The organism is Bacteroides sp. BFG-606, from assembly GCF_024788145.1.
GTDB lineage: Bacteria > Bacteroidota > Bacteroidia > Bacteroidales > Bacteroidaceae > Bacteroides > Bacteroides vicugnae.
Map to the genome: position 1 here is coordinate 2,395,654 of NZ_JANUIL010000001.1, position 19,218 is coordinate 2,414,871.

18 protein-coding genes and 1 pseudogene are annotated in these 19,218 nt (G+C 44.2%); all 19 read right to left on the reverse strand.

Features of this window, described 5'->3' with window-relative positions:
• Position 1 precedes the first annotated feature (1 nt).
• The 19 genes and pseudogenes from NXV01_RS08600 to NXV01_RS08690 all read right to left on the reverse strand — a co-directional run bounded on the left by NXV01_RS08600 (position 2) and on the right by NXV01_RS08690 (position 19,038).
• Positions 2-3,860: pseudogene (locus tag NXV01_RS08600) on the reverse strand (1-acyl-sn-glycerol-3-phosphate acyltransferase).
• Positions 3,832-5,046: a DUF2062 domain-containing protein gene (locus NXV01_RS08605; RefSeq protein WP_259022181.1), complete on the reverse strand. Its 1,215-nt coding sequence runs from the start codon at positions 5,044-5,046 to the stop codon at positions 3,832-3,834. The pseudogene NXV01_RS08600 and the gene NXV01_RS08605 overlap by 29 nt, the downstream one beginning before the upstream one ends.
• Positions 5,043-5,507 carry a 3-hydroxylacyl-ACP dehydratase gene (locus NXV01_RS08610; protein ID WP_195648614.1) on the reverse strand — a complete coding sequence of 155 codons (465 nt, stop codon included), beginning with the start codon at positions 5,505-5,507 and terminating at the stop codon, positions 5,043-5,045. Before NXV01_RS08610 ends, NXV01_RS08605 begins: the two co-directional genes overlap by 4 nt.
• Positions 5,508-5,510: 3 nt before the next feature.
• The gene (locus tag NXV01_RS08615; protein ID WP_259022182.1) at positions 5,511-6,071 is read right to left on the reverse strand and encodes a hypothetical protein; all 561 of its coding nucleotides are present in this window, start codon (positions 6,069-6,071) and stop codon (positions 5,511-5,513) included.
• Positions 6,046-6,681: an outer membrane lipoprotein carrier protein LolA gene (locus NXV01_RS08620; RefSeq protein WP_217721382.1), complete on the reverse strand. Its 636-nt coding sequence runs from the start codon at positions 6,679-6,681 to the stop codon at positions 6,046-6,048. Before NXV01_RS08620 ends, NXV01_RS08615 begins: the two co-directional genes overlap by 26 nt.
• A 13-nt stretch (positions 6,682-6,694) precedes the next feature.
• Positions 6,695-7,375, reverse strand: a complete 681-nt coding sequence (locus NXV01_RS08625) for a polysaccharide deacetylase family protein (protein WP_259022183.1) — start codon at positions 7,373-7,375, stop codon at positions 6,695-6,697.
• Positions 7,372-8,370 carry a beta-ketoacyl synthase chain length factor gene (locus NXV01_RS08630; protein WP_259022185.1) on the reverse strand — a complete coding sequence of 333 codons (999 nt, stop codon included), beginning with the start codon at positions 8,368-8,370 and terminating at the stop codon, positions 7,372-7,374. Before NXV01_RS08630 ends, NXV01_RS08625 begins: the two co-directional genes overlap by 4 nt.
• Before the next feature lie 24 nt (positions 8,371-8,394).
• Complete coding sequence (locus tag NXV01_RS08635; protein WP_259022186.1) at positions 8,395-9,672, reverse strand: beta-ketoacyl-[acyl-carrier-protein] synthase family protein; 1,278 nt, start codon at positions 9,670-9,672, stop codon at positions 8,395-8,397.
• A gap of 3 nt (positions 9,673-9,675) precedes the next feature.
• Entirely contained in the window at positions 9,676-9,957 is a 282-nt protein-coding gene (locus NXV01_RS08640; protein ID WP_004297289.1) for a phosphopantetheine-binding protein, read from the reverse strand.
• On the reverse strand, positions 9,950-11,752 hold the full coding sequence (locus NXV01_RS08645) for a beta-ketoacyl-[acyl-carrier-protein] synthase family protein (RefSeq protein WP_259022187.1): 1,803 nt from the start codon (positions 11,750-11,752) through the stop codon (positions 9,950-9,952). The genes NXV01_RS08640 and NXV01_RS08645 overlap by 8 nt, the downstream gene beginning before the upstream one ends.
• Positions 11,737-12,180 carry a thioesterase family protein gene (locus NXV01_RS08650; RefSeq protein WP_004305454.1) on the reverse strand — a complete coding sequence of 148 codons (444 nt, stop codon included), beginning with the start codon at positions 12,178-12,180 and terminating at the stop codon, positions 11,737-11,739. The genes NXV01_RS08645 and NXV01_RS08650 overlap by 16 nt, the downstream gene beginning before the upstream one ends.
• Positions 12,177-12,614, reverse strand: a complete 438-nt coding sequence (locus tag NXV01_RS08655) for a hydroxymyristoyl-ACP dehydratase (RefSeq protein WP_259022188.1) — start codon at positions 12,612-12,614, stop codon at positions 12,177-12,179. Before NXV01_RS08655 ends, NXV01_RS08650 begins: the two co-directional genes overlap by 4 nt.
• Positions 12,611-13,681 (reverse strand): methyltransferase, encoded by a 1,071-nt coding sequence (locus tag NXV01_RS08660; RefSeq protein ID WP_259022189.1) that lies wholly within the window; start codon positions 13,679-13,681, stop codon positions 12,611-12,613. The genes NXV01_RS08655 and NXV01_RS08660 overlap by 4 nt, the downstream gene beginning before the upstream one ends.
• A gap of 25 nt (positions 13,682-13,706) precedes the next feature.
• Positions 13,707-14,618: an acyltransferase gene (locus NXV01_RS08665; protein ID WP_259022190.1), complete on the reverse strand. Its 912-nt coding sequence runs from the start codon at positions 14,616-14,618 to the stop codon at positions 13,707-13,709.
• 2 nt (positions 14,619-14,620) lie between these two features.
• Complete coding sequence (locus NXV01_RS08670; RefSeq protein ID WP_004305450.1) at positions 14,621-14,872, reverse strand: acyl carrier protein; 252 nt, start codon at positions 14,870-14,872, stop codon at positions 14,621-14,623.
• A gap of 21 nt (positions 14,873-14,893) precedes the next feature.
• Positions 14,894-16,117 (reverse strand): beta-ketoacyl synthase, encoded by a 1,224-nt coding sequence (locus NXV01_RS08675; protein ID WP_259022192.1) that lies wholly within the window; start codon positions 16,115-16,117, stop codon positions 14,894-14,896.
• Positions 16,118-16,143: 26 nt separating this feature from the next.
• Complete coding sequence (fabG, locus tag NXV01_RS08680; RefSeq protein WP_004297297.1) at positions 16,144-16,872, reverse strand: 3-oxoacyl-ACP reductase FabG; 729 nt, start codon at positions 16,870-16,872, stop codon at positions 16,144-16,146.
• 1 nt (position 16,873) lies between these two features.
• On the reverse strand, positions 16,874-18,397 hold the full coding sequence (hutH, locus tag NXV01_RS08685) for a histidine ammonia-lyase (protein ID WP_259022193.1): 1,524 nt from the start codon (positions 18,395-18,397) through the stop codon (positions 16,874-16,876).
• 209 nt (positions 18,398-18,606) lie between these two features.
• Positions 18,607-19,038 (reverse strand): thioesterase family protein, encoded by a 432-nt coding sequence (locus tag NXV01_RS08690; protein ID WP_004324741.1) that lies wholly within the window; start codon positions 19,036-19,038, stop codon positions 18,607-18,609.
• Positions 19,039-19,218 lie beyond the last annotated feature (180 nt).

A 19,218-nucleotide genomic window follows, 5' to 3' on the forward strand; every position in this document is an offset into this window, starting at 1 on the left:
ACTAATTCGGTTTTCTAAATATGTAAATGGTGTTTGATGTATATTTGTCATTAGGAATGATTTCGACAGCCATTCCACAGGCGACTGCTATTTCCCGTAATTGGGTTTCAGTGGTGAAATACAGCTCTCCGGTTGTCCGGTTGAAGTTGAAAATACGGGTGGATAGTAATTCCGTGAACCGGGTTAACCGGTGCTTGGAAGCGTTGGCTGAATTTCCGTCGCGTATGATAATCATTCCTTGTGAACGTAAGCGACCGGCACATTTCAACAATAGGTTTTGTTGATGTTCGTAGCTCATATAGTGAAGCATGTCGTTCAGGATAAAGACATCACTTTCCGGCAAGGGATATTCCAATGCATTGCCATGCTTGAACTGGAGATGCTCATTGCGTAACCATCCGTGCTGCGCCAGCGCTATTTTGTCTTCATCGTAATCAATACCTAGGATTTCCCGGTCCTCGGAAAGCAGAGACAGCATATAGCATAACGGGCCGAAGCCGCAACCGATGTCTGTGATTTGCCCTTGGACGGGAATCAACCGGTTGAATAGCCGGTAATTCTTTTCCATTTTTACTTTGATACGGATATACCATTCTACGACGGGACCTTTATAGATATAGTTCTGGATAAGAGCTTCGTAGAATGCAGGATTGTCCGTCGTGTTCTGTTCACGGCAGATACGGGCATAAACCTCTTTCATGTAAGCGGATATGCGTTTGGTACGCTCCTGATAAGTACTTCCGAAAGACAGGTCGTCTAATGGTATACGGGGAAGTATTTCCGTATAGATGATTCCTTTCCGGATATTGAAAGGTTGTGCTTTGGCAATGATTTTGTTATTACCGTAAAGCAGGATCGGGAGAATATCCAGTTTCAATGCTTCTGCCAGATAGAATGCTCCTTTGTGGAAACGTTTCATCTTTCCGTTATAGGTACGTGTGCCTTCCGGGAAAATGGCGATGGAGTAGCCCTCCTTCACTTTTTTCCGCATCCGTTCCATATATTGCTCGTATCCTTCGCCTATATAATAGAAGTCAACATAACGAATGATGGCTCCGAAGAAAGGAGAGTGCCATACCCAATGGTTGGTTACCATCAGGATTTTAGATGAAAGAGACAGCAATACCAGAATGTCGATGAACGACTGGTGGTTGGCAATGATAATTGCCGGATGCCGGAAGCGTTCGTTGGCTTTGTTGATATGTTCTTTTTTGACGGCGGTGGCCAGTAGCAAAATTCCTTTGCAGGTGATTTGTATCAGGCGGCACACCAAACGCTGCTTGCTGCTTTTGCGCACAGGCACCGGATAAAGCAGAATAATCAATATACGGAGGACGATGCAGCCGATAAAGAAAAGCAGGAAGAGCAACACGGTACGTATCAATCCGATAAGCGTATAAGGCGGCAATCCTTTGGGAAGCGGGGCCTGCGATGAAGAACCGGAAAATGAGTGGCTGAATGGTATAGGCCACCAATACCACTGCTATCATACCCAGAATGGAAATCAGGGAAATGGATTGCAAAGCCGGATGTTTGGCAAACACAAGTGCTCCCATACCGACCACTGTGGTGAAGGCGGAGAAGAAGATGGCTGTTTTATGGGAATTCAACACCTTCTGACCTGTACGGTATTTGTTTTGTAGCCCGTCCATAATGAAGATACTGAAGTCATCTCCAATGCCAAAGATAAAGGTGGACAGGATGATGTTGATAATATTAAACTCAATTCCCAGAATTCCCATTAATCCTAAGATAATTACCCAGCTGATTAGCATCGGGAGAAAACTCATCAAGGTAAGCTCGATACGTCCGTAGGAGAACCATAGTGCAAAGAATATCAGGAAAGAAGAGATGTACAGAATCAGGTAAAAGTCGTCATTGATGGCCGATACCCATTTGTTGGCAAAGTAGGAACGGTCGAAGATGACTACATTCGGGTCTTTATTAAAGTTCTGGTACACAGCTTCCTTATTCGGTTCGCAGATCCGTATCTGGCTGATAAGCATGGTGATGGAATCGGCAGAGGTTTGCCATTCATTCAATAGCTTGCCGGATAAATCGTCTCCTTGCGCGGTGTAATGATATTCACCGAAAGGTTGGTTCATCCATTGATAAAAAGAATCAAAGCTTCCCGGACGGAAACGATATTCGGCGGCAGCTGTTTCCAGCTGTTTACGGACTTGTTGCTGTTTTTCATCCGTCCAGTAATCTTTCCATTTCTTCAGGCGTTTCTGCTGCTCTTGCGGAGAGATCAGAAACTGCGAGGCAGAGGCATACTCTTTGATGAGTCCCTGCTCTTTCAGTGCCGATAACTTCTGATTGGTCATTGCATAAGTTTCGGTAGCCTGATTCATGTCTTTGCCCACACTGACAAAAAGCACGGTCTTTTCGTCGTTGTCGAAGAGTTGCAGTAATTTTTCTTCTGATTGTTGGAGATGGCGGGGCTCATAGTTGAGACTCATCATATCGTTGTTGAAGCCTACCTTTTGCGAAGTAAACAAACAGATCACTGTAATGAGGAGGATGCCGCCTACCAGCCATTTATTCTTTTCGTAAGAATAAGCATTTATTTTCTCGATGATGCGTAGTATGCGTCCCTGTTTGACGTCTGCCTGTCCTTTCAGAAAATGAGGCAGGTAAATGAGACAGAAGAGGGTGGTGCCCACCAATGCCAGAGAGGCAAACAATCCGAAGTCGCGTAACAGATCGGAACTGGTGAATACCAATCCCAGAAATGCGCCGATGGTGGTGAAACTACCTACCGTAAGCGGATAGGCTATCTCTTTAATAAGTTGTTGTACGGTGGAAACGTGGTTCTGATGTGCCAGCATGTGAATGGAATAGCTTAGCGCAATACCCATCACTGCCGAACCGGCTCCCACTGCAATGGCGGAGATACTTCCTTTAATAAAGAAAATGAGAAACAGGGCAAATAATCCTCCGAACAGTACCGGAGTAATAATCAACGGTATCGATCTCTTTCGTTTAAAAACGAGTGAGATAAATACAATGATGATAAGTAGTGCCAGGGAGGAGGTCAGGATGGTATCTTTCTTAATCTGACGGGCATTGTAGACTCCCACGGAGGGACCGCCGAAATATTCAGCTCGAATGGTAGGAGATTCTCCCTGTACGTGCTTGAGCTCTTCTTCGAGTATCTTTATCAGTTCGTCGTTCTTTCCGGTGCTGCCTGTACTGAATACCGGGGTAATGAACATAAGTAAGGTGGAGCCGTCTTTGGAGAAGATATGTTCGTCATAAATCTCGTAGTTGGCTTCCAACTGGAAATCTTGCAAATGTTTCAGGGTTTCGCTTCCCAGTCCGAGCGGGTCCCGGAGAATATAGCTTCTTAATGCAATTCCGGCAGGAGAGAGGAGGTTGGTATAATTCTTCTGCATGACAGCCTGTATCCCTTTATCCGTCAGTAAGGAATCGAAGCGTTGATAGTCCGTATCTGTCAGGAAAAGCGGAAGATGTTCATAAACGAAGTCTGTGGCTCCTTGGATGAGGCTTTGGTCTACCTGTGCGAAAATTCCTTTAATCAGTTTTCCTCCGGCTTTTTCAGTCAGGGTTTGTTGCAGTTGTCCGGCTGCTTCTATCAGGGAGTCGGGTTCTACGCGGTGGCAGGTATCTGCCGAGGATAACATAATGATAATCTTATCCTTAATCTTGAGATTGTCGAATACTTTGATTGTGTTCTGGGAATCTTTAGTGTCGGGGAAAAATTGTGTGATGTTCTCTTCGAACCTTACTTGCAGGGCAAAGAATCCCATTAACAGGACACAACTGATGAGTGACAAATAGAACAGAATCTTGTGCCTCTCGAAATAATCATATAGTCCGATAAAAAACTGGGTCATATCTTTTTTTCCTACACGCCGTGAGCAGAATGAACGCGATGGTTCCTGCCAGTATGCTGCATACGACTGCAAAGATAACACTTCCTATTAAATATTGCTCTATGACTGATTTTACATTTTCAAAAGAAAGTTCGTTTAAATGCAGATTGACAGGATCTCCCAGCACTTTGCAACCGGTTACGTAACTGCCGTACAGCAAAAATGGAATCATAGGAGGGATGCTGATATTGGCTGCTACAATAGCTATGACTTTATTCAGTCTGAACAAATGTGCCAGAAATAACGTGATTAGCATTTGATATCCCCATACCGGAACGATACCCATGAATACGCCGAGTGTGATGGCAGCCGTGATCCGCAGATTAGATTCGGGGGAGTGGGTGACATGATCCGAGAAAAACTGCTTGCAGTTCTTCCAGTTCAGTTTACGGAAGAAGTTTCGGGGGATGATCCAAAGGAAAGTGACGAGTACCAATATTGTATTCAGGATACTGATACGGGTGAAATCACGGAACGGTCGGAAATGAGAAACCCGCTCTTCCTGTGGCGGATAATAAACATGTACCGGAATGTTTTTAACGGTAATGCCGCCCCAGGCTGCAAAGACAAGTGCTTCCAACTCAAATTCGTATTTGGCGGTGTAATACCACTTGTCTACATTCATTCGTTGGATGGGGTACAGGCGGTAGCCGGATTGTGTATCTTGCAGTTTGATACCTGTTTCGAGGGTAAACCAGAAGTTGGAAAACTTATTGGCAAATGTATTCTTTCCCGGCATATTGTCCGAGGCGAGGTTACGGGCACCTACCAATAATGTGTCCGGTTCTTTTTCTATGGCTTCGATCAATGCGGGAATATCCGAAGCGAAATGCTGTCCGTCAGAATCAATGGTGATTGCATACCGAAATCCTTGCTTTTTGGCAAAGGATAGTCCATGTCTCAAAGCTACTCCTTTTCCTTGATTGACAGGGTGGGTGATGGTATGTAAGTTAGATTCCCGGCTAAGTATTCCGGCAGTTTCATCTGTAGAACCGTCGTTGACAACAAGGATATCGGGGGCGTAGAAACGTACACTTTCTATGACGTCCGCCAGTGTCTTTCCATTGTTGTAACTTGGGATGATAACGATGATCCCTAATTGGTTCAACTTCTCGTGCCAATAGGCTGTACTTATTTGTTCTTTCATGCTTTCGGGGTAAGTGCAGCTTTTAGTTTAATGAAATATTCGCTCTTTACGGTATGCCCTTCTGCACAGTTCTCTTCTATACTGCTGTCCTTTATACTGCTTTCTTTTACAATGTTCTTTTTCACAGCTCCTTCTTTTACACTCCCCTCCGCCTGCAATTGAAGTGTACCTTCTTCTGTCTCTTTAAAAGTCAGTGCAACCGAAATGTACGGTGTTTCTATAGGATTGATAGCCGAAAGAAACTTGCAGGAAGACACTTGTGCTATTTGCAACTTTTGCTGGCGAATGTCTTCTACACATTCCTTGATAAGTTGTAACAGGCAAACTCCCGGAACTACCGGATGTTCGGGGAAATGTCCCTGATAAACAGGATGCCCGGGATTCAACTTTATCTGGATAGTCCAGATCGTTGAGTCCGATGATTCGGAGGAAAGGATGGTATAGAAGTTATCAAGTAGCATATATTAAATCTCTTTAGATAGTTTGTCCAGACGGATCGTTAACCGAATCCACGGATGTTTGATTTTTATTTGTGCGGGATCGCCCGGAGTATTGCCAGTGATGTAGACCACTGACTTTCCAAAGCCTTTTCCACTGGTTCTTTTTTCAGTAGCACTGTCTTTGGTCGCTTTCACACGAGTACCTTTCTCACTTAAGAACAGACGTCTGAAATCCATTTCCAGAAGTTTCAGCACCTTTTCCTTTTTCATGGGTTCAATGCAACTGTTGACAGTAAACTGATCGTTGCGAAGAGAAAAATCGAAAAGGCTTAGTCCGAAGTAGGTAGACGCTACGATCCGGATTTCGTTATCAGGCATACGGCGTACTATTAGCATACCGCTCATGTGATGTTTCATGAAATCCAGTTGGATATTGTATTTTTGCGAGCTTTCTCCTTGTGTCAGTTCGATAGCGGGAGGCACGGTGCTGCCTTCCCCGCCCATTCGTGGAGAGCAGGAAGTCTGGATCTGTATCCATAAGAATAGCAGAACCGTCAGACTAACGAATCGCAAACTTCGTCTCATTCTTCAGGGAGTTGAACTTTTTATTATAGAATTCGTATTCTGTATAGTTTGTGGCTGTTTCGGACAGACGGAGTTTGTGTACCGACATGTCTTTCTTGTCCAGATAGATTTCTATATCGGCAATATAGGCTTGTACTGCTTTGTTGGTCGGTTTTATTTTAACCAGATAGTATCGTGCATCTTCAAAATACTCCAGCTGGTAGTTGGACGACATTTTAGACAGGTCGCCTATCATACACGCGGTCAGCATATCCTGCATCTGTGCCATCATTTTGTTCGAACTAAGGTTCATGATGCTTTTCTTGCCATCTGAAACGATTTTGAGCTTACTGCCGTTTATCACGATGAGATAATCCATCGGGCGGAAATATTCCATGCAGATTTTATTGCTTTTTTGGTAGTAGAACTTCCCTTTGGAAGTAACCTTCTCATCGAATACATCGAGATATTTCACTTGGGTGAAATCGCTTTCGATGGACTCTACGGTTTGCGCCTCCTTTGCCAGGCGGCTTTCAAACTCTGTCTTTTGTGGCATCTTTTTCATGCTCTGGGCATGGATAGAGGCTATAGACAAGAAGATAAGCGATAAATATATTAATAAAGTTCTCATACCTTTTTTTATTTTATGCCAATAGTTTGTCCGGACGAACAACTGTATATCCTTGTTCTTTCAGCAAATCCAAGATTTGTTTCACTAGCTGGTCGCTGTCCGGCATCCGGTCGTGCAACAGAATGATGGCTCCCGGTTCAAGACGTTTCCGAATTCTGGCAAGGACTTTATCCGGTGCTGACTGTTGTGTATCCAGTGTACGGATGCTCCATCCTATAGAGGTATATCCTAGCTGTCGAACGGCTTTCGCAATCGTTGGATTAGTGACACCGAACGGTGGACGAAACAAACTAACCGGCTGCGAAGTTACTCGTTCTAGTTCACACTGACAAGTTTGCAAGTCTTTTTTCATCTTGGAGAGCCCGTATAGTGGGAATAAACCGGAATGGGTATACGAATGATTTCCAATCAGATGACCTTCTGCTACCATTTTTTGCAAGATTGCTTCATTCCCTTTTACCTTATGGCCGATACAGAAGAAACAGGCGGTTACCTGATATTCTTTTAGTACCTGAAGAACTTTGGGAGTCTGTAGGGAGTCGGGGCCGTCATCAAAAGTCAGGGCGACAATCTTTTCCGCAGTATGCTTTTTGCAAAATGACCGGAGGTAAATTCCCGATCGAATGCTATAGGAAGCATAAACGAGAAAAGACAGGATCAAGAGCAGGTAAAGAAGGAGGCAAACGATTATCATACGCTTTTCCGGATTAGAATCAATGAATGATTGATGGAGTGGTGATGATTGTAAATCAATATATGGGTAGGGGGAGTGCAGTTTGCCGATTTGTTCACTGCTTTCCATATCGCATACGATGTTGCGGTAGGATATTCACCACATTCATCCTTAAAGCTAAGATGAACACTTTCCGGGAAAAGGTTTGTTTCAAGCTCTTCATAAATAGAGTTGTCATTGTCGACAGTTTGCTCGTGAGAGTCATCTTGATTGTGTTGCTTCTTGTTTTTCCCGGTAACCAACCACTGAATATCCTGACATTCTAAACCATTTCGTTGCAAAAAACGGATGATTCGGGAGCTGATTTCTTCTGTAGTCTGTTTCCCGATGAAAGTTTCGACTCCCTGTATTTCAGCCAACGGATGCTCTCCGGCTTCCCGACTTAACAGGAAGAATTGAGCACCTTCTCCGGCTGCTATCCCTTTCAGCATTCCCAGCCGTTGCTGAATCGTGTAACTGGTTTCTGTCATTTCATCGATGGCTCCCACAAGTATATTCTCGCTTCCTTCTCCAATTTTCATCATAGCGTCCAATAAAGCACTTTCAAAACTAAGTCCACGGTGGACATAAGTCATGTTGTAGGCATGTATTTGATGAATCAGAGCTATTTGTGCACCGATTGTATTGAATGTCGACTGGATGAAAGGAGTAGGATTCAGCATCCGCTCTTCATTATCCAATAGGTTGTTCAGGAATTTTTCCGTGTCTGTCAGGCAGCCCAATCCTGTTGCTGTGATGATTCCTTGTATCTTTTCAGGAGATAGTTCACCCATACATTCCAATCCGCAGGCCACCCCCATTTTTACGATACGGCTCATGCGTCTGCGCAAGGTCGCATTGGTGATAATATCCTTATAATCGGGTTCGCAAGCCTGAAGATAAGGGTGATTATTTTCTGGTGAATGATCCTTTTGCGGATGAATGGAAGCGATGCGTTGAATATAAACTGGCTGCATAGGCTTAAATACTTAAAGGTGCGTTCATGCTGGAAAATTCGTTGCGGAAAAGAGGAGCGATGAATCATTTCCTCCGAAACCGAAAGAGTTGGATAACACATGTCGGATGGGGATTCCTTCTTGAAAAGAAGTTTCCGGTATCAGTCCTATTCCTGATTTCTGTTCCGTTTCCGGCATCGCCTCTGTAAAATTCAGATTAGGATAAATCATACCTTTATCTATTGAAAGAACGGAGTAAACAGCTTCAATTCCTTCGGAAGCTCCTAAGGTATGTCCGATAAAGGCTTTTACCGAACTAAATGGCGGAACGTGTTCTCCAAAGATTCTTCGGAGTGCCATACCTTCTGACGCATCATTGCCGGGAGTACCTGTTCCATGTACATTGATATAATCGATTTCTTCAGGAGAAACGCCACTGGAAGCGATAGCTTCGCTCATTGACAGAAAAGCACCGTTCCCTTCGGGAGAACTTCCTGTTTGATGATAAGCCTCATTCGTATTGGCGTAACCGCTAAGTTCACAATAAGGAGTTCTTTGGAGTGAACTTTCCGGTTGAAGCACTAAGTAACCGGCACCTTCTCCCAGATTTAATCCGGTACGTGAGCGGTCAAAGGGACGGCAATGTGTTTTGTCCAAAATCATCAGGGAGTTGAATCCATTGAGCGTAAACCGGCAAAGTGCATCTGTGCCTCCCACGATAGCGGCATCCAGTAGCCCGTGTTTAATCATTCTTGCTCCCAGCATGATGGCATTGGCTGCTGACGAACAGGCTGTACTGATGGTGGTTATAAAATCATTGATACCTAAATACGAAGCAATCAATTCCGTACTGGCTCCGCAGTCGTGTGAAATCACTTCCCGTAATCGTCCCTGTCCTGGGTTTTTCTTGAAAGATTCATAGAAGTGCTCGCTCAAATCCATACCGCCAACGGAAGTGGCGGAAATAAAACCGATACGTAATGATCGCTGGTCTTTTTGCGAGGTTAGCGGCTGATTTAGTAGCTGATTTTCTGGTCGGTTGGGCGATATGCGCAAGTTTAATCCCGCGTTATCCATTGCTTCTTTGGCTGCCATCATTCCCAACAAGGCCGTACGTGATACAGTGCGTTGTGGAGGTAAAGATAATAGTTGTTTCAGTTCCTCATTGCTACGTTTCACTTCGGATACGGGCACATCGAGAGCAGTCGGAAAAAGAGTTACTTTTCCGATGCCATGCTTTCTTTGTCTCAACGCTTCTATATTTTCGGAAACTCCGATACCGATGCCCGAAACAACTCCCAATCCGGTGACGTATATCTTCATCGGTTAAGCTTTGCGATTAGCAATGATGTAGTCTGCCAGTGTACGTACCGAGTAGAAGATTTGTTTTCCTTCACTGGGGTTCTCTATCTTTATACCGTATTCGCGTTCCAGAATCAGGATGATTTCGAGTGCGTCAATGGAGTCAAGGCCAAGACCTTCGTCGCCAAACAGAGGGGCTTCATTGTCAATATCTTCCGGAGTGATTTCTTCAAGGTTCAATTCTTCGATTAGTTTCCCTTTCACTTCGTCCATCAGTTCTCTTTTGGTTTGATCTAAATTATCCATAAATCGTTGATATATTATTAAGTTGTTTAAATTCTGCTTGATAATGTCCGTCCAGTAGTTCGCACCAGCCTATGATACAGGTGCGTAACTTGCCTTTTGCCATCACAATCTTTGCATAATCCTCTAATGAGGCAGCATCGGATTGTCGACGGACAAAAAATGTATTCTCTCCCTGAATCTTGTGGCGGATACAGATTTCTCCCAATACTACATTGGGGAGAGTGTAGACAAACACGGCAGGACTGGCTGCTTTGTCTCCTTCTTTACTGATGATTGCCTGATGTTTGCAGTCCGTATCCAGAGAGGAAGAAGCATTGGCAAGAATGATTCCAATCTCTTCCGGACGGTAGTGTGTATCTTTCAGTAAATATTCGGCAGCTACATATCCCAGCTTACAGAGGTTGTCCATCTTATAGAACTTCATATTGTTTTCTCCCAGATGCTTGTATGCTTCCCGAATAAACGGTGCAAAGTCAGTTTCCGAAGAGCTGAATACAATTGTTCCTTTACTTTCTACTGCTCCCGGTCTGATTGTGACCGTGTTGCCCGATTCCACCACTGCTTTGCAAGCTGGCGGAGTACTCGCTTTGTCTGTGGCCTGCAAGTTTGCTTTCTGTTTCAGATGAGCATCGGGGAGGGATAATACCAGTGCGGCATTACAGCCTCCGAAACCGGAAGCGGTTTTGATGCAGCATTTCATCGGCATCGGCTGATGAGTGGCATAGACAGTGATAGGCATGGGAACACCGAGTGTTTCATATCCTAAAGTTCCGTAGTATCTTCCTTCTTTTAGTTGCTCTATGCAAAGTATGGTTTCAATAATGCCCGAAGCCCCTAATGTATGACCGAAATAGGGTTTAAGGCTATTCACCGGGACTGTAGCTAATCCCGCCAGATGTATGGCTTTGGATTCCATTTCGTCATTGTAAACCGTGGCTGTTCCGTGTGCATTGATAAAGCTAATGTCTTCGGGGAGTGCTCCGGCTTCTTCCATTGCCTGATTAATAGCTAGAGCTAAACCATCCCCTGTTCGGGAAGGACCGGATATATGGTTGGCGTCATTACTGATTGCTCCTCCGGAGAGAATAATATGATTCGCGTTTCCTTGAGTTTCTAAAAGAACAGCTCCACAGGCTTCGCCCAGACTTAATCCATCCCGTTGTATATCGTATGGTCGGCAGGGGTGTACGCTTACAGAACGGAACGATAGAAAGCCGCTGGTAATGAAATGAGAAAGAATATCCCCACCTGCCACAATCACTCGTTTGTAACGTCCTGATTCTATCCATCTCTTAGCGACGATTAGTGCCGAGACTCCTGATATACAGGCATTAGAGATGACCTCTACCTGATTTGTCGCTCTAAAGAAATCTCCGATTCGTTCCGCCATTTTCCAAAGAAAAACCGGACTGTCAGCAGAGATTTGCTGTGGAAAGGCCGATTGTTTTGTCCGGTCACTCAATAAATCTATATTTCCTTTAGTGGTAGATAATAACAAGGCGCAATCCGGCTCCCGCAAGTCGGCTCCCGATTGAGAAATAACCTCTTGGATAGCCAATATGAATAATTGCTCCATCTGGGTATAATCCGTAATCTGCATCAGTTTCGCCCGTTTTTCCAATTCCACAGAATCAATCATTCCCGCCAATAGGGGATGATCGGAAATTAGGCCGGCTTCTTGCATACGGATTCCGCTTCGGTAGTTATGGATGGCCTCCAGATTTTCCGGGATGCCGAAACCTAACGAACTAATCAGCGTATGGGCTGTGATGTATATATTTAAAGGATATTCCATTTCTTTTTCCATTCCAGATAAAACGGAGGATTCATAAGCTCCAATTCTTTATTCAGGTTCAGGAACACTTGTATGGTGCTTCCGGTAGCTACTATACTCTGGTCGGTAGCCCGGTAGATAACGTATTCAAATTTTATCTTGGCTGCCTCACAGGCAATATAGCGCGTCTCGACAATCGCTTCTTCACCAAAAGATAGTGATTGTTTGAACTGACAGGTGAGATCCACGATAGGAACCATGTATCCCTCCCGGTAAATACTCATATAATCCAAACCATACTGTTTGCCAAAAGCTTCTCTTCCATCTTCAAAGTAGCGCACATACTCACCATGCCATACAATCTGCATGGAGTCTATTTCGCTGAACCGCACTCTGAAGGTAGTCCGGTTAGTCAAAGCTGCAACCTGTTGATTCGTTTTCCGTTTCATTCTTTTTTTATAAATATTTTCATCCTGCATTCAGCTATCAGCTTGTCTTCCACTTTCACTTGTGCAGAAATCAATGTAATGTCGAATACCTCCTGTACAACGGTAATCTCCGTAAATAGTTTCATCCCGATCTTTGGCAAATCGTAGATTTTTAGTTTGTCTACCGAGCCGATAAACCCTAACGGTACTTTTTCACCCTGCCGGGTATAGAGAAATCCGATACGTGCTGCTGCCGATTGAGCGATGTGTTCAATAATTCCCGCCTCTTGCAGTTTTCCGGTTTCGCAGAAAATATTATCAGCAGTAACAGTCAGTCCGGAATAGGAATGATTCTCTTCGATACCAAAGAAACTGTCCACCATCACGATGGGCGGACGCTGTGGAATCAGATTGAGTATTCCTTCTCCTTGTATGATAACTTCCCTGTTGTTCATTTCAATCTACATTGTACAATGCTGTGTCCCATTCCTAAATGGTCATCTATCTTTTCGACTTCCAATCCCGCTGCTTTGATGCACCGTTCCATATCATCCGAATGATACATTTTGCTGTTACCATTTGCCATGGCTGTGAAATAAAGACTGATTTGTGTCAGGCAATAAGCGGCTGTGTCAAACTTTTGCCGATTCCAGAAAGTTTCCATGATATAGAGGCGGCTCTCCCGGTTCATAGAGTGGGCTGCACGGGTCAGTATGCTGGTTACTTCTTCTTCCGAGAAACAATCAAGGAACTGGCTCATCCAGATAGCATCGAACCCTGTCGGGAAAGGAACTTCGGGATCGAGCAGATTGGCACCATACCCGTGGATACGCATTGCTTCGGGCAGTTCTTTAGTTTGTTGACGCATCATCTCCAATTGTTGCGGAAGATCCATAATAGTTACTTCCACTGTGTCGTCATAGCTTACGCACTTGGTTGCCCATCGACCGGTATTACCTCCCACGTCCAGTAAAGTCTTGGGATGACGGGCGAAAACAATCGCCAAAGCTTCGTCAAACGAGCAATCCGAGTAATAATGATCGAAACCGAACCAGCTCTTTTGTACCTGTGAGGGCAGACTTGACAGCCCTTCATAGATGGTACTCCATTCGCCGAATACTTTCAGCCCTTCGGGACGTCCGTTGGTGAGAGCCTCTTCAAGATGGAACATTCCCAGATAGTTGACATCGTGGTTGAAATCCATATTGACACGTACCATCTTGTCGTTGAGCAGGAACCATCCGGCTTTGGCAAGGCGGTAACGGTTTTCGTGCTGCAATACGGTACCGATGGTTAATGAGGCTTCCAACAAAACTTGTGTCGCATAAGAAGACAACCCACAAGCCTTGCTGATTTCTTCTTGTGTCATGCCAGCGCATTCGTCGGCCAGTAACTGAAAAATACCGAATTTGAGCATAAGGCGTGATACCTGAAACACGACGGGCCCGAAAGCTATTTCTTGTGCCAGGCGTTGTGCCTCTACCGCGGTCAACGGTTCCTTATCATATTGATTCTGTTGCATCTTTATTTTGTTATATCTTTCTATTTCAATCCTTTGAGAGCGAACCGTCACTTGTGGTTTCCCAGAATGAGTAATAGTTAAACCATTGTTCCGGATAGCGTTTTAGTATCTGGTCCAAAGCGGCCGTATATTGTTCGAGCAGAGCTGTCTCTGCTTTCTTTTCTTTGGTTCGTATGACTGGTTCCGTCCTTATAAAATGAAAACGGTAGGTTCTGCCCGGCTCTCTCATGGCAAAGTAGAATACTACTGGAACTTTCATTCGCGAACCAAGCAGGAAAGGACCGGCAGGGAAAGGAGCTTTCTGTCCCAGGAGTGTTCCTGTCAGCAGTTTCTCTTTATTCAGATAACGGTCGCCCTGGAAGCATACATATTCTTTCTTGTTTAACGCCTCGGTAATACGGAAAACGTGTGTCAGGTTATCTTCGTTGACGGGGATAATCTTAAAATCCTTGTCCTGACCATTTTTCTCCAATATCTCTTTGATTCTACGATGTTCGGCATCATACATCACGATATTGATTTTCTTTCCGTAATCGTCGAAGAAAGGAACGCCTATTTCCCAGTTTCCCACATGGGCGCCAATCATAATCACTCCCTGTTCGCTGTTCAGCAATTGCAGAAATTCCGGATACCGTTCGAACTCGAACCGGTATTGATCGACTTTTCCGTTGCCAATGGCTACTTTGTCAATCAGGATTTGCCCTAACCGATAATAGTTGCGTAGCAACATACCCCAAGAGCGTATTCGGTTGTATTTCAGAATGTGGCGGGCATAAAACCAGGTGCTTTTTGTGGCTTTCGGAGCAAACGGTATGAAGTACAATACTACCAGACTTAGAAATATATAAGCGGCAGTAATGCCCAGATACTTAATCAGGTAAATAAAGAATAAGTATCCGAATGTTCCTCCCCGGGTTTTGCCTTTCCACGTCGACATATTTACTTGGCTTCCTGCATACGGGTGATAACGAGATCGTAGAAGTCCTGGAAGGTTTTGATACCCGCAAAATCTTGTCCGGTTACGTTGAAACCGAAGTTCTTCTCTACCAGTACCACCATATCGACCAAGTCCAGGCTGTCCAGTTCAAGAGTTTCCATTAACGGTGCATCCGGCTGGATAACGTCGATGTCTACTTCAAACTCTTCTGCCAGAGTGGTTCTTATTTTCTCGATGATTTCTTCGTTTGTCATATATCTGTTTTCTTTAGTAAATTATGGATTGATTTTGCGTATGATTAGCGTGGAATTGGTTCCTCCGAATCCGAATGAGTTGGAAAGGAACGTATCAAATTCCAGGTTTACCCGTTGGGTAGGTATATTTAATTGTGCAGAGGCCTCGTCCGGTTCCTCGAAATTGAGGTTGGGAGCGATGAAACCGTTGTTCATCATGAGGGTGGAATAAATCACTTCACTGGCACCGGCCATCCACATTTCATGTCCTGTCATAGACTTTGTGGAGGTCACATACGGGTGATGCCCTTCAAATACTTCTGCAATGGCTTTCGCCTCGTTCAAGTCACCTACCGGAGTTGAGGTGGCGTGTGCATTGATATAACTGATCTGTTCGAGTGCAATCCCTGCATCTTTGATAGCCATTTGAAGAGAACGTTTCGGGCCGTCCACATTAGGCACGGAGATGTGATCTCCATTGGATGAAAAACCGTAACCGATGACTTCGGCCAGAATGGGAGCTCCCCTTTTTACAGCCGATTCATAACTCTCTAATACCAGACTAGCGGCTCCTCCACTCGGAATCAGTCCGTCACGTCGTTTATCAAAAGGTTTCGAGGCTTTCTCGGGGACTGCTTCCTGGGTGGAAAATGCGCTTAGTCCGTCGAAACTTCCTACTGCATAAGGATTGACTTCTTGTGCGCCACCGCAAAGAATACAATCCTGCAATCCCGATTTTATAAGCAGGTAACCCATGCCAATAGCGTGAGAACCGCTTGCACAGGCTCCGGCAATGGTGAAGTTGACCCCTCTTAGTTTGAAAATAACCGACAGGTTCATTGTCACGGTGGAATTCATCGACTGGAAAATAGAACCGGAACCCACCAGTGCAGTGTTTTTCTTTTCACGAATGATGTCCACTGCGTTAATAACAGGAGCGGCACTACTATCATTGCCATACAAGATACCCACTTCATGGGCTTCGAGAAAATCCTCATTAATACCGGCATTACGGAAAGCTTCTAATGTAGCGAGATAAGCATATTCTCCCTGCTCCGGTAGACAGAGACGTTTACGACGGTCCAACAACTTCTTCAAGTCGGGACGTTCCAATATCCCCGTTAATGCAGAAAAATAGCCCAATTCTTTCCGTACCGGGTCTATGCCAATTCCCGATTTCCCATGATATAGTGAGTCTTTTACTTCATCCAGATTCTTGCCGATGCAAGAGTAAATCCCCATTCCCGTGATAACAACTCTTTTCATTATTTTGTCTATTCTATGCTTTTATTTTAAGTATATAGTCCTCCGTTGATGGAAATCACTTCTCCTGTGATGTAGGATGAGGCTGGAGATGCCAGGAAACCGACCAGGTCGGCAACCTCTTCCGGAGTGCCGAAACGTCCCGCAGGAATATGTTTCTTCCATTCGTTCTCATCAATTCCTTCCGTCATATCCGTACGGATGAATCCCGGAGCTACTGCATTGACTGTTACTTTCTTCTTGGCAACTTCCTGTGCCAGTGCTTTGGTAGCGGCTATTACGCCACCTTTGGCTGCGGAGTAATTGGCTTGGCCGGGCATTCCCTGAATGCCCGACAATGACACGATATTTACGATACGTCCATAACGTTTGACCAGCATATTCTTCAATAAAGGCTGTGTCACGTTGAAGAATCCGTTCAGGCTGATATCGAGCACTTTGCTCCATTCTTCTCCTGTCATCCAGAGCATCAGGTTGTCTTTGCGGATACCTGCATTGTTTATCAGTACCTCGATATATTCATCAGGGTGTTGGGAAGCCCAGTTGCCCAAAGCAAGGGTGATAGCGGCAGGGTCGGTCACATCGAACTTCATCAACTCGCCATTACTTCCTTTTTCCTGTACTAACTGCAACGTTTTCTCCGCTTCTGCGTCGTTATTCTGATAATTTATCAGTATAAAGTAGCCCATTTCCGCCAGTTTACAACTGACAGCACGGCCGATACCTCGGCTTCCCCCGGTTACTAATGCATATTTCATTTTATATCTCTTCTTTTTTGAGATAGTCTATCATCATTTCTATCTCTTTATATTTAGGTGTGTCATTGGTAAATACAGGGAAGAAACTGCGTATTTCTTCATAAACCTGCCGGCTTTTGGGGCTTAGGCGATCCTGTATTTTCAGGCAGTCGATAGCTTGTGCCATTCCCATGAACTGGATAGCCATCACCTGATAAGAATTCTCAATGACTGTTTTTGCTAATAGAGCCGAGTTGGTTCCCATGCTGACAATATCCTGATTATCATTGTTGTTGGGGATACTGTGTACATACATCGGATTTGATAATGTCTGACATTCCGCTGTGGTGGAGGTTGCAGTGAATTGCGAAGCCTGTAAACCATAGTTCAATCCAAGCACTCCCAAATTTACAAACGGAGGCAGGATGCCATTGATACGGTCGTGGAACAGATAGTTAATCTGTCTTTCGCAAAGCATAGTCAGTTTGGTCACGGCAATTTTCAACTTGTCCATTTCGAAAGAAATGTAATCTCCGTGGAAGTTGCCGCCATGATAAATATTTTGTGTATCCGGATCGACAATCGGATTGTCACAGGCGGAATTTATTTCGTTTATTAATACTTCTTCCGCATTCTCCAGTTCATCGTAAATAGGACCGAGTATTTGCGGAACACATCGCAAGGAATAATAGGGCTGTACTTTGTGTTCGAAGATTTTCTCTTTATGCACCTGGTTGTATAGCTCGTTCTCCCTTTGAAGCACGCATTTACTGCCTGCCACCCATTCTCTCATCATAGCAGCTATCTCTTGTTGACCTTTATGATGCTTGGCCTCGTTTAATGCCTGTGCCATAAAATCATCATAAGAGGCGGCAATCTCATTCATCATTACAGAGGCAGCCACCGACCAACGGAGTAGTTTTTTTGCATAAATCAGATTGACAATACCGATGCCTGTCATTACAGAAGTACCGTTTGTAACGGATAAACCTTCACGAATACGCATGGAAAAAGGTTTCAGGCCGTTTTCCTGAAGTACCGTAGCTGCGTTACACAATTTACCCTGATAAAAAACTTCCCCTTCCCCTATTAACGTCAGGGCGATATGGGCCAGTTGTACGAGATCGCCGCTGGCACCTACACTTCCGTGTTCGGGTATGAACGGATAAATTCCGCGGTTGATAAATTCACAGAGGAGAGAAACCAGTTCCAGATGCACTCCTGACTTCCCTTGTAGAAAAGTGTACAAACGGGCAATCATAGCTGCTTTTACATAAAGTTCGGGAAGCGGTTTGCCGGCACCGGTGGAATGGCTTCGGATGATATTATACTGAAGGTCGATCAATGACTGATCTTCTATTCTGTATTGTGCCATTGGGCCGAATCCCGTATTGATACCATAAATAATCTTATCGCTGGAAAAGGATTGCAGAAAATCGAAGCTTTCCTCTACTTTTCGAATACATTCTTCAGAGAGTTCCAGCTTTTCATTATCAAACAATACTTTATGAAGGGTATCTAAATTTATACTTTTCTCAGCTATCATTTTCTGTACTAGATATTTTATGCCTTAATAATAAGATGCAAAAATAGGCAATTTCTGTTATATAGCGGACATGAATCAGGATAAAACTTTTTCAGGGAAGTTGGTTTTGCTTGTTTTGTTTCTCATTCGTGGGAGATTTGTTCCCCGGTACCGCTCGATGCCTTCATTGGTGCCGGAGGGTGTCTTCATCGGTGGAGAGAAAAATCAATCTATGCTTTTTGTAAATCCCGTCCTTCATACTTGCAGATCGCTTCTATCCATTCTTTGGTCAGTGGCATGGACTCATGTCTTTCAAGATCGAAAGTAACCATGATGGACTTGCAAACGCATTTCACTTCATTGGTTTTCGTGTCAATGACTTGTTGAACCAGATGAAAGCTTTTGGTACCTATCTTAGAGACGGCTGTTTGTACAGCTATGTGGTCCGATGCGAAAATTTGCTTAACGAAATTCGCTTCGATATGAACAACGACAATACCAATTTTTTCCCAATCTACTCCCGGGCATACCGAACCGAAGTATTCAGTCTTTCCCAAGTCGTAAAAAGAGAAGTAAACCGTGTTGTTGACGTGACCAAATTTGTCTACATCATTGAATCGCAATTGGATAGGTAATGTGTGATGAAATACGATTTCTTCCATTGTTTTCTCTTAAACGTTTTAAATTCGACACAAAAATAGCACTTTTACTTTCTTGCTTGAAATTGGGGCAAAGATAGATATTTCTGACGATTCTATTCTTGGAGACGGGGGAGAAATTAGTTAATAATCGTTTAAACTGTAGTCTTAGGACGTTTATTCTGACTTCTGATGTGTGGGAAC

Excerpts from the sequence above, each read along its gene's own strand:
- NXV01_RS08605 (WP_259022181.1), bottom strand. The coding sequence starts at position 5,046 with ATGAAAGAACAAATAAGTACAGCCTATTGGCACGAGAAGTTGAACCAA.
- NXV01_RS08610 (WP_195648614.1), bottom strand. The coding sequence starts at position 5,507 with ATGCTACTTGATAACTTCTATACCATCCTTTCCTCCGAATCATCGGAC.
- NXV01_RS08615 (WP_259022182.1), bottom strand. The coding sequence starts at position 6,071 with ATGAGACGAAGTTTGCGATTCGTTAGTCTGACGGTTCTGCTATTCTTA.
- NXV01_RS08620 (WP_217721382.1), bottom strand. The coding sequence starts at position 6,681 with ATGAGAACTTTATTAATATATTTATCGCTTATCTTCTTGTCTATAGCC.
- NXV01_RS08625 (WP_259022183.1), bottom strand. The coding sequence starts at position 7,375 with ATGATAATCGTTTGCCTCCTTCTTTACCTGCTCTTGATCCTGTCTTTT.
- NXV01_RS08630 (WP_259022185.1), bottom strand. The coding sequence starts at position 8,370 with ATGCAGCCAGTTTATATTCAACGCATCGCTTCCATTCATCCGCAAAAG.
- NXV01_RS08635 (WP_259022186.1), bottom strand. The coding sequence starts at position 9,672 with ATGAAGATATACGTCACCGGATTGGGAGTTGTTTCGGGCATCGGTATC.
- NXV01_RS08640 (WP_004297289.1), bottom strand. The coding sequence starts at position 9,957 with ATGGATAATTTAGATCAAACCAAAAGAGAACTGATGGACGAAGTGAAA.
- NXV01_RS08645 (WP_259022187.1), bottom strand. The coding sequence starts at position 11,752 with ATGGAATATCCTTTAAATATATACATCACAGCCCATACGCTGATTAGT.
- NXV01_RS08650 (WP_004305454.1), bottom strand. The coding sequence starts at position 12,180 with ATGAAACGGAAAACGAATCAACAGGTTGCAGCTTTGACTAACCGGACT.
- NXV01_RS08655 (WP_259022188.1), bottom strand. The coding sequence starts at position 12,614 with ATGAACAACAGGGAAGTTATCATACAAGGAGAAGGAATACTCAATCTG.
- NXV01_RS08660 (WP_259022189.1), bottom strand. The coding sequence starts at position 13,681 with ATGCAACAGAATCAATATGATAAGGAACCGTTGACCGCGGTAGAGGCA.
- NXV01_RS08665 (WP_259022190.1), bottom strand. The coding sequence starts at position 14,618 with ATGTCGACGTGGAAAGGCAAAACCCGGGGAGGAACATTCGGATACTTA.
- NXV01_RS08670 (WP_004305450.1), bottom strand. The coding sequence starts at position 14,872 with ATGACAAACGAAGAAATCATCGAGAAAATAAGAACCACTCTGGCAGAA.
- NXV01_RS08675 (WP_259022192.1), bottom strand. The coding sequence starts at position 16,117 with ATGAAAAGAGTTGTTATCACGGGAATGGGGATTTACTCTTGCATCGGC.
- fabG (WP_004297297.1), bottom strand. The coding sequence starts at position 16,872 with ATGAAATATGCATTAGTAACCGGGGGAAGCCGAGGTATCGGCCGTGCT.
- hutH (WP_259022193.1), bottom strand. The coding sequence starts at position 18,397 with ATGATAGCTGAGAAAAGTATAAATTTAGATACCCTTCATAAAGTATTG.
- NXV01_RS08690 (WP_004324741.1), bottom strand. The coding sequence starts at position 19,038 with ATGGAAGAAATCGTATTTCATCACACATTACCTATCCAATTGCGATTC.